This window comes from Escherichia sp. 10290 (genome assembly GCF_030295155.1).
In the GTDB taxonomy this organism is placed as follows: domain Bacteria; phylum Pseudomonadota; class Gammaproteobacteria; order Enterobacterales; family Enterobacteriaceae; genus Escherichia; species Escherichia coli_F.
The window spans coordinates 1-13,696 of record NZ_AP025743.1; the positions used below are offsets into that span (position 1 = coordinate 1).

A 13,696-nucleotide genomic window follows, 5' to 3' on the forward strand; every position below is an offset into this window, starting at 1 on the left:
GTGGCGGCCCTGAACCAGACCTCATTTACTGAAAGCACATACCGTCAGGTAAAGAACCCGAATCCGGTGTTCACACCCCGTGAAGATGCCGGAACGCTGAAGTTCTGCGAAAAACTGATGGAAAAGGCGGTGGGCTTCACCTCCCGTTTTGATTTTGCCGCGCATGTGGCGTATGCCCGTTCGCGCGGCCTGCGCCGGCGTATGCCGCCGGTGCTGCGCCGCCGGGCGATTGATGCGCTGCTGCAGGGGCTGTGTTTCCACTATGATCCGCTGGCCAACCGCGTCCAGTGCTCCATCACCACGCTGGCCATTGAGTGCGGACTGGCGACGGAGTCTGAGGCCGGGAAACTCTCCATCACCCGTGCCACCCGTGCCCTGAAGTTCCTGTCTGAGCTGGGGCTGATAACCTACCAGACGGAATACGACCCGACAATTGGCTGTAACATCCCGACCGACATCACGTTCACGCCGGCACTGTTTTCCTCACTCGATATATCAGAAGAGGCGGTGGCTTCCGCACGCCGCAGCCGCGTGGAATGGGAAAACAAGCTGCGCAAAAAGCAGGGGCTGGATGCGCTGGGTATGGATGAACTGATAGCGAGAGCCTGGCGTTTTGTGCGCGAGCGTTTCCGTAGTTATCAGGCAGAGCTTAAGTCCCACGGCATGAAACGTGCCCGTGCGCGCCGCGATGCAGGCAGGACCCGTCAGGACATTGTCACCCTGGTGAAACGGCAGCTGACACGTGAAATCGCGGAAGGGCGTTTCCGCGGAAGCCTGGAGGCCGTGAAGCGCGAAATCGACCGTCGCGTGAAGGAACGCATGATAATGTCGCGGAACAACAACTACACACGGCTGGCCACTGCCTCACCCTGAGTTTGACCTCATCTGAATAATCCGGCCTGCGCCGGAGGCTTCCGCACGTCTGAAGCCCGGCGACGCACAAAAAAGCAGCACAGCACACAAAAAACAGCCTCATCATCTGCCTTCCGGCTCGCCTTGCTCCCCCTGTTTTTCACGCAAAACACGTCTCACAGACGGGGAATTCTGTTTATCCACATTTAACTGCAAGGGACTTCTCCGTAAGGTTACAACCGTTAATGCTATAAAGCGCCAGCCGCAGGCGTTACAGGGTGCAATGTTTCTTTTAAACCCCAGTACTGTATTTCCTTTAAACTACTTAATTACTTCCATTTGAAAAGAAAACCTATTCAGTGCCTGTCCTGTGGACAAGCAAATATGCACCTCCCACGCTAACGCGCGGGCCCCGAACCTCACCGTTCTGAAACCACAGCAAAAAGACATCAGGAATAAAAACATCACACAAACGCAGCACCGTGCTCACCTCTCATAACTGAAAAGCGAGGCCGCCCCCGCCCGAAGGGCGGGAACAACATCGCTTTTAATTATGAATGTTGTAACTAAACATCATCATCGCTGTTAGTCTTCTGGCTGGACGTACTGAATACACGCTCGTAAGCGGCCCTGACGGCCCGCTAACGCGGAGATACGCCCCGACTTCGGGTAAACCCTCGTCGGGACCACTCCGACCGCGCACAGAAACTCTCTCATGGCTGAAAGCGGGTATGGCTTAGCAGGGCTGGGGATGGGTAAGGTGAAATCTATCAATCAGTACCGGCTGACGCCGGGCTTCGGCGGTTTTACTCCGGTATCATATGAAACAACTGAGTGCCGCCTTATATGCCGCTGGCGCGGCATCAGGATAACTGAAGAGTGACAGTACACATTAACATCAAACAGACTTGTTAAGCAGTCTTTCAGGGTGTAAGGTGAAGACCTGTTAAACAGTCTCAGAGGTGTGTTATGCCCAGTATCATTTTGTCTGACACCAGTGCAAGTGTCAGTGAACTGAAAAAAAATCCAATGGCGACAGTCAGTGCCGGAGAGGGGTATCCTGTTGCCATTCTTAACCGGAATCAGCCTGCATTCTACTGTGTTCCTGCTGAATTGTATGAAAGGATGCTTGATGCTATGGATGACCAGGAGCTGGTGAAACTGGTTACTGAACGCAGCAATCAGCCACTACATGATGTGGACCTGGATAGTTATTTATGACTTATACGGTTAAATTCAGGGATGATGCCCTCAGGGAATGGCTGAAACTGGATAAATCCGTTCAACAACAGTTCGCAAAAAAACTAAAAAAATGCAGCGAAAATCCTCATATACCTTCAGCAAAACTACGAGGATTAAAAGATTGCTACAAAATAAAACTTCGCGCATCAGGTTTTCGTCTGGTCTATCAGGTGATTGATGACATGTTAATTATTGCGGTTGTCGCAGTAGGTAAACGTGAACGTAGTCATGTTTACAATCTCGCCAGCGAGAGAATGAGATAGGGGGTGTAAATGCTTTTAAGTTTTAGTGAGTTAGATGTTCTTATTTATCAGGGGAAGGTTGGGGGTTTATTTCGTGAAAGAAAAAACGAAAGGGTTGCTACAGACATTGATTCCAGAAACAAGTCATCATCAAGCAGTCATGAATATGATTCAGTTTTATCATTTCAATTTATTTGTGATAATGGCAAAGAAATAAATGTGAATTTAACAAATTGGAACATTAACATATTTCCAGGTCAAGAGCTTATTATTTATTTTGTGGAAAACTCAAAGAAAAATAAAAAAATACCATACATGATAAAAAACAAAAGCACATCGGAAGTGACTAATAATGTTCAAGAAATGTATAAAGAGTTTTTTTATACATCATACTTCAAACTGATAATACCTTTCCTGTTAATCATTTCTTACTTTATGTCATCCATATCTGTGGCTATCATGTCATTCGTTTTATATGTCATAATCAGAAGAAGAATAGGAAAAGATTTCTTTTCAGAAATAAAAATGAAAAGGTTAAAAAAAGAAGATATCATGGGGTTAGAGCACGTAATATAGGGGCGACTGGTTCTTATAAGGGACCGTCTAGTTATCGCGGTAGGGTGTACTCCCGCGCTATACGGTGTTTTCAGACCGCCCGTTGAAGCAGGAACCAGACGCTGAGCAATCAGCCGTCACCCACTAATGGGAATCCCCCTCCTGAGTCACGAAGTGCGAAGGTGGGGGAGGATGTCAAGTGTGCAGTATCAAAAAACTGTATCACTGGTATAATCCAGTAAAGAGCATATTGAGAACTTATTATGTCGTCACGCAACTCTGTACATGATTTTATAATGCTGCTCCCGGTGCTACTGTTGGTCGGGTGGGTAGTTTTTGTGATAATTCTCATGTTTCGGGATGATAAATGTGACAAAACTTACCGTGAAGGTTCGTTTCCCGAATTTATTTGTCTCCATTCTGATCGCTCGTCACTTCGAGAAACCGATTCTGAGAAACTCATTGTCAACTATACAGAAATACAGGTATACAATCAGGAGAATAGGTAAAATCCATAATACTATAGCTAAAAAAATATATACGGGGATCAGGCGTCTGTATGCCCGTTCATGTTTATTCAGGATGAATAAAATCTTCTCCGCTTCTGAATCACACATAACATTCTCTTCCCATTTTTTCTGATACGTAATGTCCACCTGTTATCAGGAGTGTTTATTGCCCAGAAATATTCTCCTGCTGTGCCTGCATCCTGAGCCACTTTTGTTCTAATGTCGCCAGTCTGCGACCGGCACTCTGTGCTTCAGAGTCTGAGACCTGCCCTTTGGGGTGACCATCCAGGCCATAACGTGGGACGCCGGCGACAGCTGTCCGCTGCAGATATACGCGGCGGGATGTGATGCAGGACACTGCACAGAGCCATTCGTCCATGGTCAGTTCTGTCTCCGGGTGTTCTGCCAGAAATGCTGAAATATCATTGTTTATGCCAATTTTCAGGGGAATAAATCCACCACCTTCAGCACGAAGATGAGGAAACAGGGCCTTTATTTTTTCCACGCACTCGTGAGTATACTCACGGGTCCAGTGGGAGGGACGTGGAAAACGGTGTCTTTTCTTTTTCTTCTTCCTGGCTGGCGCTTCGGGGATATGTGTTTCGACGGCAGATGAATTTATTCCGGCGGGGGCTGATTCTGCCGTCTGTTCAGTAAATACAGGTGCGATAATATCTGTTTTTTCGGATAAGGACGGTGGCGAAAAAGTACGACGTTTTTTCACCACAATGACGGGAGTTTTCCTTTCTTCCTGATTTTTTCCCATAAATACCTCGGCTGGCTGGTTTTACTCTTTAATAATATCACAATTCATAAATTAGTAAATTTCCCATCAGGTGATTTTTCATGGCTAATAAGTCCGTTCTCTGAGTATTTATACTCGAGGTAGTAACAGTTATGGCGTGACAGTCGAATTGATATTCTACTGAACCCTGACAGAAACATGGTTGATATATTCTCTCACTTTAATGTTGTCATGATATAAATAAAAACAATTCATTTGAAAGGATATCAGAAGAAGATATCGGGGCGCACAGTTCATCTCTGCCTTTGTTTCATGGGGTGTTCTTTGTATATTTTACTTACTGTTTAAGCATGTACATAAGGAGTGCTTTCATTATGCCAATGATACTTGTAAAGAAGAATCCCCGGGGCAAAGTGATTCGGGAGCTTAGCAGTGAGGAAGAGACTGCAGTAAAGACGGTCTGTGGACTGAAAAAGCCAGCAACCATGGCACTACATAACCTGGCCAATGATATTCTCCGGGAAATGCGTGAGTATGATGCATGGTTACAGTGTGACTGTATTCCGGGAGATTCGCCGGCCATGAATTTTGCTGCTCTTAAAAACAATACGGGTAGGGGTCGTCTCAGAAAACGGAAAATAAAGCACGCTAAGCCGGTTGCAGAGGCCGTAGCGGCCTGAACTTCCCCGCGCCGATCTTGGCGCTGCTGCGCCATAGGTAATCACCGGTCAGGTTGATGTGCTCCCAGCCGAGTGGCGACAGGTACTGCAATAGCGAGTCATCGACGGCATGACCATTGCCGCGCAACGCATGCGCCGCACGCTCCAGGTAGACCGTGTTCCACAGCACGATGGCCGCCGTCACCAGGTTGAGGCCGCTGGCCCGGTAGCGCTGCTGCTCGAAACTGCGGTCACGGATTTCACCAAGGCGGTTGAAGAACACGGCACGGGCCAGCGCATTGCGCGCCTCGCCCTTGTTCAGCCCGGCATGCACGCGGCGGCGTAGCTCGACGCTTTGCAGCCAGTCGAGGATGAACAGCGTGCGCTCGATGCGGCCCAACTCGCGCAGCGCGACGGCCAAGCCGTTCTGGCGCGGGTAGCTGCCGAGTTTCCTGAGCATCAGCGAGGCCGTCACCGTGCCCTGCTTGATCGAGGTGGCCAGCCGCAGGATTTCGTCCCAATGGGCGCGGACGTGCTTGATGTTGAGCGTGCCGCCGATCATCGGCTTGAGCGCGTCATAGGCGGCATCGCCCTTCGGGATGTAGAGCTTGGTGTCGCCCAGGTCGCGGATGCGCGGCGCGAAGCGGAAGCCCAAGAGGTGCATCAGGGCGAAGACGTGATCGGTGAAGCCCGCCGTGTCGGTGTAGTGCTCCTCGATCCGCAGGTCGGATTCGTGGTACAGCAGGCCGTCGAGCACGTAGGTTGAGTCGCGCAGGCCGACATTGACCACCTTGGTGTGGAATGGCGCGTATTGGTCGGAGATGTGGGTGTAGAAAGTCCGTCCTGGGCTGCTGCCATATTTTGGGTTGATGTGCCCCGTGCTCTTTGCCTTGCTAGCGGTTCGGAAATTCTGTCCGTCCGATGATGATGTGGTGCCATCGCCCCAGTGCCCGGCAAAGGGATGCCGAAACTGAGCGTTGACCAGTTCAGCCAACGCTGTCGAGTACGTTTCGTCGCGGGTATGCCAGGCTTGCAGCCAAGCGAGCTTCGCGTAGGTCGTGCCGGGGCAGGACTCGGCCATCTTGGTCAGGCCCAGGTTGATCGCGTCGGCCAGGATCGTGGTCAACAACAGGTTCTTGTCCTTGGCCAGATCGCCCGATTTCAAGTGCGTGAAGTGCCGGGTGAAGCCCGTCCACTCATCGACTTCGAGCAGCAGTTCGGTGATCTTGACGTGCGGCAGGACCATGGCTGTCTGGTCTATCAGCGCCTGCGCGGTGTCGGGCACCGCCGCATCCAGCGGCGTGATCTTCAAGCCCGACTCGGTGATGATGGCATCCGGCAGGTCGTTGGCTGCCGCCATGCGGTTGACGGTGGCAAGTTGTGCTTCCAGCAGCGTCAGCCGCTCATGCAGATATTGTTCGCAGTCGGTGGCCACGGCCAGCGGCAATTCGCTGGACTGCTTGAGGCTGGTGAACTTCTCGGGCGGTACCAGGTAGTCCTCGAAGTCCTTGAACTGGCGTGAACCCTGCACCCAGATGTCGCCCGAGCGCAGGGAGTTCTTCAACTCGGACAGCGCGCACAGTTCGTAGTAGCGCCGGTCGATGCCGGCGTCGGTCATCACCAGTTTCTGCCAGCGCGGCTTGATGAAGCCGGTCGGTGCATCGGCTGGCAGCTTGCGGGCGTTGTCGGTGTTCATGCCGCGCAGCACCTCAATGGCATCAAGCACGTTTTTGGCGGCGGGCGCGGCCCGCAGCTTGAGCACGGCAAGGAATTCCGGTGCATAGCGGCGCAGGGTGGCGTAGCTCTCGCCGATGCGATGCAGGAAATCGAAGTCATCGGGTTGCGCGAGCTTCTGCGCCTCGGTGACGCTCTCGGCAAAGGAATCCCAGGACATGACGGCCTCGATGGCGGCAAACGCATCGCGGCCTGATTGCTTGGCGTCGATCAGCGCCTGACCGATGCGCCCGTACAGACGTACCTTGGCGTTGATGGCCTTGCCTGACGCCTGGAACTGCTGCTGATGCTTATTCTTGGCAGCGTTAAACAGCTTACCCAGGATGCGGTCGTGCAGGTCGATGATTTCGTCGGTGACGGTGGCCATGCCCTCGGTGGCCAGCGCCACGAGAGTGGCGTAGCGCCGTTGCGGCTCGAATTTGGCCAGGTCGGCGGGTGTCATCTGGCCGCCCTCGCGGGCAATCTTGAGCAGGCGGTTCTGGTGAACCAGCCGCTCGATGCCGGTAGGCAGATCGAGTGCCTGCCATGCCTTGAGGCGTTCGATGTGTTCCAGCATATGCCGCGAATTTGGCTTGGCCGGAGACTGGCGCAACCAAGCCAACCAGGTCGTCTTGCCGTTGTCCCGGCGCTTGAGCAGATCGTCGAGGCGGCGGCGATGCGCGTCCGCCAGTGGTTCGGCCAAGGCGTCGTAGATGCGCCGGTTAGCACGGGTGATCGCCTCGGCACTCGCCCGCTCGACGGCGTTGAGGGCGGGCAGAATGACCGACTGCCGCCGCAGGTGCCCGATCAAGGCGCTGGCCAGCACGATGCCTTTGTCGGTTTGCATCGCCAGCTCGGTCAGCATCTGGACGGCCTGCCGGTAATGGCTCATGGTGAAGGGCCGGAAACCGAACACGGTTTGCAGCTCGCTCAGGTGCTCGCGCCGGCACTGTTGCAAAGTTAGCGATGAGGCAGCCTTTTGTCTTATTCAAAGGCCTTACATTTCAAAAACTCTGCTTACCAGGCGCATTTCGCCCAGGGGATCACCATAATAAAATGCTGAGGCCTGGCCTTTGCGTAGTGCACGCATCACCTCAATACCTTTGATGGTGGCGTAAGCCGTCTTCATGGATTTAAATCCCAGCGTGGCGCCGATTATCCGTTTCAGTTTGCCATGATCGCATTCAATCACGTTGTTCCGGTACTTAATCTGTCGGTGTTCAACGTCAGACGGGCACCGGCCTTCGCGTTTGAGCAGAGCAAGCGCGCGACCATAGGCGGGCGCTTTATCCGTGTTGATGAATCGCGGGATCTGCCACTTCTTCACGTTGTTGAGGATTTTACCCAGAAACCGGTATGCAGCTTTGCTGTTACGACGGGAGGAGAGATAAAAATCGACAGTGCGGCCCCGGCTGTCGACGGCCCGGTACAGATACGCCCAGCGGCCATTGACCTTCACGTAGGTTTCATCCATGTGCCACGGGCAAAGATCGGAAGGGTTACGCCAGTACCAGCGCAGCCGTTTTTCCATTTCAGGCGCATAACGCTGAACCCAGCGGTAAATCGTGGAGTGATCGACATTCACTCCGCGTTCAGCCAGCATCTCCTGCAGCTCACGGTAACTGATGCCGTATTTGCAGTACCAGCGTACGGCCCACAGAATGATGTCACGCTGAAAATGCCGGCCTTTGAATGGGTTCATGTGCAGCTCCATCAGCAAAAGGGGATGATAAGTTTATCACCACCGACTATTTGCAACAGTGCCATATCAAGCGACTTCTCCTATCCCCTGGGAACACATCAATCTCACCGGAGAATATCGCTGGCCAAAGCCTTAGCGTAGGATTCCGCCCCTTCCCGCAAACGACCCCAAACAGGAAACGCAGCTGAAACGGGAAGCTCAACACCCACTGACGCATGGGTTGTTCAGGCAGTACTTCATCAACCAGCAAGGCGGCACTTTCGGCCATCCGCCGCGCCCCACAGCTCGGGCAGAAACCGCGACGCTTACAGCTGAAAGCGACCAGGTGCTCGGCGTGGCAAGACTCGCAGCGAACCCGTAGAAAGCCATGCTCCAGCCGCCCGCATTGGAGAAATTCTTCAAATTCCCGTTGCACATAGCCCGGCAATTCCTTTCCCTGCTCTGCCATAAGGGGTCTGACGCTCAGTGGAACGAAAACTCACGTTAAGGGATTTTGGTCATGAGATTATCAAAAAGGATCTTCACCTAGATCCTTTTAAATTAAAAATGAAGTTTTAAATCAATCTAAAGTATATATGAGTAAACTTGGTCTGACAGTTACCAATGCTTAATCAGTGAGGCACCTATCTCAGCGATCTGTCTATTTCGTTCATCCATAGTTGCCTGACTCCCCGTCGTGTAGATAACTACGATACGGGAGGGCTTACCATCTGGCCCCAGTGCTGCAATGATACCGCGAGACCCACGCTCACCGGCTCCAGATTTATCAGCAATAAACCAGCCAGCCGGAAGGGCCGAGCGCAGAAGTGGTCCTGCAACTTTATCCGCCTCCATCCAGTCTATTAATTGTTGCCGGGAAGCTAGAGTAAGTAGTTCGCCAGTTAATAGTTTGCGCAACGTTGTTGCCATTGCTGCAGGCATCGTGGTGTCACGCTCGTCGTTTGGTATGGCTTCATTCAGCTCCGGTTCCCAACGATCAAGGCGAGTTACATGATCCCCCATGTTGTGCAAAAAAGCGGTTAGCTCCTTCGGTCCTCCGATCGTTGTCAGAAGTAAGTTGGCAGCAGTGTTATCACTCATGGTTATGGCAGCACTGCATAATTCTCTTACTGTCATGCCATCCGTAAGATGCTTTTCTGTGACTGGTGAGTACTCAACCAAGTCATTCTGAGAATAGTGTATGCGGCGACCGAGTTGCTCTTGCCCGGCGTCAACACGGGATAATACCGCACCACATAGCAGAACTTTAAAAGTGCTCATCATTGGAAAACGTTCTTCGGGGCGAAAACTCTCAAGGATCTTACCGCTGTTGAGATCCAGTTCGATGTAACCCACTCGTGCACCCAACTGATCTTCAGCATCTTTTACTTTCACCAGCGTTTCTGGGTGAGCAAAAACAGGAAGGCAAAATGCCGCAAAAAAGGGAATAAGGGCGACACGAAAATGTTGAATACTCATACTCTTCCTTTTTCAATATTATTGAAGCATTTACCAGGGTTATTGTCTCATGAGCGGATACATATTTGAATGTATTTAGAAAAATAAACAAATAGGGGTTCCGCGCACATTTCCCCGAAAAGTGCCACCTGACGTCTAAGAAACCATTATTATCATGACATTAACCTATAAAAATAGGCGTATCACGAGGCCCTTTCGTCTTCAAGAATTTTATAAACCGTGGAGCGGGCAATACTGAGCTGATGAGCAATTTCCGTTGCACCAGTGCCCTTCTGATGAAGCGTCAGCACGACGTTCCTGTCCACGGTACGCCTGCGGCCAAATTTGATTCCTTTCAGCTTTGCTTCCTGTCGGCCCTCATTCGTGCGTTCTAGGATCCTCCGGCGTTCAGCCTGTGCCACAGCCGACAGGATGGTGACCACCATTTGCCCCATATCACCGTCGGTACTGATCCCGTCATCAATGAACCGGACTGCCACGCCCTGAGCGTCAAATTCCTTTATCAGTTGGATCATATCGGCGGCACTGTTGCAAATAGTCGGTGGTGATAAACTTATCATCCCCTTTTGCTGATGGAGCTGCACATGAACCCATTCAAAGGCCGGCATTTTCAGCGTGACATCATTCTGTGGGCCGTACGCTGGTACTGCAAATACGGCATCAGTTACCGTGAGCTGCAGGAGATGCTGGCTGAACGCGGAGTGAATGTCGATCACTCCACGATTTACCGCTGGGTTCAGCGTTATGCGCCTGAAATGGAAAAACGGCTGCGCTGGTACTGGCGTAACCCTTCCGATCTTTGCCCGTGGCACATGGATGAAACCTACGTGAAGGTCAATGGCCGCTGGGCGTATCTGTACCGGGCCGTCGACAGCCGGGGCCGCACTGTCGATTTTTATCTCTCCTCCCGTCGTAACAGCAAAGCTGCATACCGGTTTCTGGGTAAAATCCTCAACAACGTGAAGAAGTGGCAGATCCCGCGATTCATCAACACGGATAAAGCGCCCGCCTATGGTCGCGCGCTTGCTCTGCTCAAACGCGAAGGCCGGTGCCCGTCTGACGTTGAACACCGACAGATTAAGTACCGGAACAACGTGATTGAATGCGATCATGGCAAACTGAAACGGATAATCGGCGCCACGCTGGGATTTAAATCCATGAAGACGGCTTACGCCACCATCAAAGGTATTGAGGTGATGCGTGCACTACGCAAAGGCCAGGCCTCAGCATTTTATTATGGTGATCCCCTGGGCGAAATGCGCCTGGTAAGCAGAGTTTTTGAAATGTAAGGCCTTTGAATAAGACAAAAGGCTGCCTCATCGCTAACTTTGCAACAGTGCCGGTAAATCCATGCTGGCCCTGCAACTGGCCGCACAGATTGCAGGCGGGCCGGATCTGCTGGAGGTGGGCGAACTGCCCACCGGCCCGGTGATCTACCTGCCCGCCGAAGACCCGCCCACCGCCATTCATCACCGCCTGCACGCCCTTGGGGCGCACCTCAGCGCCGAGGAACGGCAAGCCGTGGCTGACGGCCTGCTGATCCAGCCGCTGATCGGCAGCCTGCCCAACATCATGGCCCCGGAGTGGTTCGACGGCCTCAAGCGCGCCGCCGAGGGCCGCCGCCTGATGGTGCTGGACACGCTGCGCCGGTTCCACATCGAGGAAGAAAACGCCAGCGGCCCCATGGCCCAGGTCATCGGTCGCATGGAGGCCATCGCCGCCGATACCGGGTGCTCTATCGTGTTCCTGCACCATGCCAGCAAGGGCGCGGCCATGATGGGCGCAGGCGACCAGCAGCAGGCCAGCCGGGGCAGCTCGGTACTGGTCGATAACATCCGCTGGCAGTCCTACCTGTCGAGCATGACCAGCGCCGAGGCCGAGGAATGGGGTGTGGACGACGACCAGCGCCGGTTCTTCGTCCGCTTCGGTGTGAGCAAGGCCAACTATGGCGCACCGTTCGCTGATCGGTGGTTCAGGCGGCATGACGGCGGGGTGCTCAAGCCCGCCGTGCTGGAGAGACAGCGCAAGAGCAAGGGGGTGCCCCGTGGTGAAGCCTAAGAACAAGCACAGCCTCAGCCACGTCCGGCACGACCCGGCGCACTGTCTGGCCCCCGGCCTGTTCCGTGCCCTCAAGCGGGGCGAGCGCAAGCGCAGCAAGCTGGACGTGACGTATGACTACGGCGACGGCAAGCGGATCGAGTTCAGCGGCCCGGAGCCGCTGGGCGCTGATGATCTGCGCATCCTGCAAGGGCTGGTGGCCATGGCTGGGCCTAATGGCCTAGTGCTTGGCCCGGAACCCAAGACCGAAGGCGGACGGCAGCTCCGGCTGTTCCTGGAACCCAAGTGGGAGGCCGTCACCGCTGATGCCATGGTGGTCAAAGGTAGCTATCGGGCGCTGGCAAAGGAAATCGGGGCAGAGGTCGATAGTGGTGGGGCGCTCAAGCACATACAGGACTGCATCGAGCGCCTTTGGAAGGTATCCATCATCGCCCAGAATGGCCGCAAGCGGCAGGGGTTTCGGCTGCTGTCGGAGTACGCCAGCGACGAGGCGGACGGGCGCCTGTACGTGGCCCTGAACCCCTTGATCGCGCAGGCCGTCATGGGTGGCGGCCAGCATGTGCGCATCAGCATGGACGAGGTGCGGGCGCTGGACAGCGAAACCGCCCGCCTGCTGCACCAGCGGCTGTGTGGCTGGATCGACCCCGGCAAAACCGGCAAGGCTTCCATAGATACCTTGTGCGGCTATGTCTGGCCGTCAGAGGCCAGTGGTTCGACCATGCGCAAGCGCCGCCAGCGGGTGCGCGAGGCGTTGCCGGAGCTGGTCGCGCTGGGCTGGACGGTAACCGAGTTCGCGGCGGGCAAGTACGACATCACCCGGCCCAAGGCGGCAGGCTGACCCCCCCCACTCTATTGTAAACAAGACATTTTTATCTTTTATATTCAATGGCTTATTTTCCTGCTAATTGGTAATACCATGAAAAATACCATGCTCAGAAAAGGCTTAACAATATTTTGAAAAATTGCCTACTGAGCGCTGCCGCACAGCTCCATAGGCCGCTTTCCTGGCTTTGCTTCCAGATGTATGCTATTCTGCTCCTGCAGCTAATGGATCACCGCAAACAGGTTACTCGCCTGGGGATTCCCTTTCGACCCGAGCATCCGTATGAGACTCATGCTCGATTATTATTATTATAGAAGCCCCCATGAATAAATCGCTCATCATTTTCGGCATCGTCAACATAACCTCGGACAGTTTCTCCGATGGAGGCCGGTATCTGGCGCCAGACGCAGCCATTGCGCAGGCGCGTAAGCTGATGGCCGAGGGGGCAGATGTGATCGACCTCGGTCCGGCATCCAGCAACCCCGACGCCGCGCCTGTTTCGTCCGACACAGAAATCGAGCGTATCGCGCCGGTGCTGGACGCGCTCAAGGCAGATGGCATTCCCGTCTCGCTCGACAGTTATCAACCCGCGACGCAAGCCTATGCCTTGTCGCGTGGTGTGGCCTATCTCAATGATATTCGCGGTTTTCCAGACGCTGCGTTCTATCCGCAATTGGCGAAATCATCTGCCAAACTCGTCGTTATGCATTCGGTGCAAGACGGGCAGGCAGATCGGCGCGAGGCACCCGCTGGCGACATCATGGATCACATTGCGGCGTTCTTTGACGCGCGCATCGCGGCGCTGACGGGTGCCGGTATCAAACGCAACCGCCTTGTCCTTGATCCCGGCATGGGGTTTTTTCTGGGGGCTGCTCCCGAAACCTCGCTCTCGGTGCTGGCGCGGTTCGATGAATTGCGGCTGCGCTTCGATTTGCCGGTGCTTCTGTCTGTTTCGCGCAAATCCTTTCTGCGCGCGCTCACAGGCCGTGGTCCGGGGGATGTCGGGGCCGCGACACTCGCTGCAGAGCTTGCCGCCGCCGCAGGTGGAGCTGACTTCATCCGCACACACGAGCCGCGCCCCTTGCGCGACGGGCTGGCGGTATTGGCGGCGCTAAAAGAAACCGCAAGAATTCGTTAA

General features: G+C 53.9%; 11 protein-coding genes and 6 pseudogenes. 11 read left to right on the top strand and 6 right to left on the bottom strand.

Features of this window, described 5'->3' with window-relative positions; all coding sequences use genetic code 11:
* The 6 genes and pseudogenes from repA (at nt 1) to QUE74_RS28635 (ending at nt 2,912) form a co-directional block, all read left to right on the top strand.
* A complete protein-coding gene (gene repA / locus QUE74_RS28615) occupies nt 1–873 on the top strand; it encodes an incFII family plasmid replication initiator RepA (RefSeq protein WP_000729440.1) in 873 nt (290 codons plus the stop codon).
* Nucleotides 874–1,332: 459 nt separating this feature from the next.
* A pseudogene (locus QUE74_RS29750) lies at nt 1,333–1,592 on the top strand (replication-associated protein RepA4); the annotation flags it as partial.
* Complete coding sequence (locus QUE74_RS28620; protein ID WP_000841010.1) at nt 1,568–1,735, top strand: hypothetical protein; 168 nt, start codon at nt 1,568–1,570, stop codon at nt 1,733–1,735. The pseudogene QUE74_RS29750 and the gene QUE74_RS28620, both read left to right, overlap by 25 nt.
* 86 nt (nt 1,736–1,821) lie before the next feature.
* Nucleotides 1,822–2,073 carry a type II toxin-antitoxin system Phd/YefM family antitoxin gene (locus tag QUE74_RS28625; RefSeq protein WP_001139207.1) on the top strand — a complete coding sequence of 84 codons (252 nt, stop codon included), beginning with the start codon at nt 1,822–1,824 and terminating at the stop codon, nt 2,071–2,073.
* Nucleotides 2,070–2,357, top strand: coding sequence for a type II toxin-antitoxin system RelE family toxin (locus tag QUE74_RS28630; RefSeq protein WP_000222775.1), 288 nt, complete (start codon nt 2,070–2,072; stop codon nt 2,355–2,357). Before QUE74_RS28625 ends, QUE74_RS28630 begins: the two co-directional genes overlap by 4 nt.
* A 9-nt stretch (nt 2,358–2,366) precedes the next feature.
* On the top strand, nt 2,367–2,912 hold the full coding sequence (locus QUE74_RS28635) for a hypothetical protein (RefSeq protein ID WP_000926984.1): 546 nt from the start codon (nt 2,367–2,369) through the stop codon (nt 2,910–2,912).
* A 651-nt stretch (nt 2,913–3,563) separates the two neighbouring features.
* Here the strand turns inward: QUE74_RS28635 and QUE74_RS28640 are convergent.
* Nucleotides 3,564–4,166 (bottom strand): ProQ/FINO family protein, encoded by a 603-nt coding sequence (locus tag QUE74_RS28640; RefSeq protein WP_000517694.1) that lies wholly within the window; start codon nt 4,164–4,166, stop codon nt 3,564–3,566.
* 353 nt (nt 4,167–4,519) lie between these two features.
* Here QUE74_RS28640 and QUE74_RS28645 point away from each other — a divergent pair.
* Nucleotides 4,520–4,795 (top strand): annotated as a pseudogene (locus tag QUE74_RS28645) (DUF8534 domain-containing protein); the annotation flags it as partial.
* Here the strand turns inward: QUE74_RS28645 and QUE74_RS28650 are convergent.
* From QUE74_RS28650 to QUE74_RS28670, 5 genes and pseudogenes are all read right to left on the bottom strand, one after another.
* Nucleotides 4,794–7,472 (bottom strand): annotated as a pseudogene (locus QUE74_RS28650) (Tn3-like element TnAs3 family transposase); the annotation flags it as partial. The pseudogenes QUE74_RS28645 and QUE74_RS28650 sit on opposite strands and share 2 nt — an antisense overlap.
* A 42-nt stretch (nt 7,473–7,514) precedes the next feature.
* Nucleotides 7,515–8,219, bottom strand: coding sequence for an IS6-like element IS26 family transposase (locus QUE74_RS28655; protein ID WP_001067855.1), 705 nt, complete (start codon nt 8,217–8,219; stop codon nt 7,515–7,517).
* Between the two features lie 169 nt (nt 8,220–8,388).
* Nucleotides 8,389–8,658, bottom strand: a pseudogene (locus QUE74_RS28660) (IS91 family transposase); the annotation flags it as partial.
* A gap of 158 nt (nt 8,659–8,816) precedes the next feature.
* The gene (locus QUE74_RS28665) at nt 8,817–9,677 is read right to left on the bottom strand and encodes a broad-spectrum class A beta-lactamase TEM-1 (RefSeq protein ID WP_000027057.1); all 861 of its coding nucleotides are present in this window, start codon (nt 9,675–9,677) and stop codon (nt 8,817–8,819) included.
* Between the two features lie 182 nt (nt 9,678–9,859).
* A pseudogene (locus QUE74_RS28670) lies at nt 9,860–10,198 on the bottom strand (recombinase family protein); the annotation flags it as partial.
* A gap of 63 nt (nt 10,199–10,261) precedes the next feature.
* Here QUE74_RS28670 and QUE74_RS28675 point away from each other — a divergent pair.
* From QUE74_RS28675 to sul2, 4 genes and pseudogenes are all read left to right on the top strand, one after another.
* On the top strand, nt 10,262–10,966 hold the full coding sequence (locus QUE74_RS28675) for an IS6-like element IS26 family transposase (RefSeq protein ID WP_001067855.1): 705 nt from the start codon (nt 10,262–10,264) through the stop codon (nt 10,964–10,966).
* Between the two features lie 49 nt (nt 10,967–11,015).
* Nucleotides 11,016–11,735: pseudogene (locus tag QUE74_RS28680) on the top strand (helicase RepA family protein); the annotation flags it as partial.
* On the top strand, nt 11,722–12,573 hold the full coding sequence (gene repC / locus QUE74_RS28685; protein ID WP_000240536.1) for a replication protein C, IncQ-type: 852 nt from the start codon (nt 11,722–11,724) through the stop codon (nt 12,571–12,573). The pseudogene QUE74_RS28680 and the gene repC, both read left to right, overlap by 14 nt.
* A 307-nt stretch (nt 12,574–12,880) precedes the next feature.
* Nucleotides 12,881–13,696: a sulfonamide-resistant dihydropteroate synthase Sul2 gene (sul2, locus tag QUE74_RS28690; RefSeq protein ID WP_001043265.1), complete on the top strand. Its 816-nt coding sequence runs from the start codon at nt 12,881–12,883 to the stop codon at nt 13,694–13,696.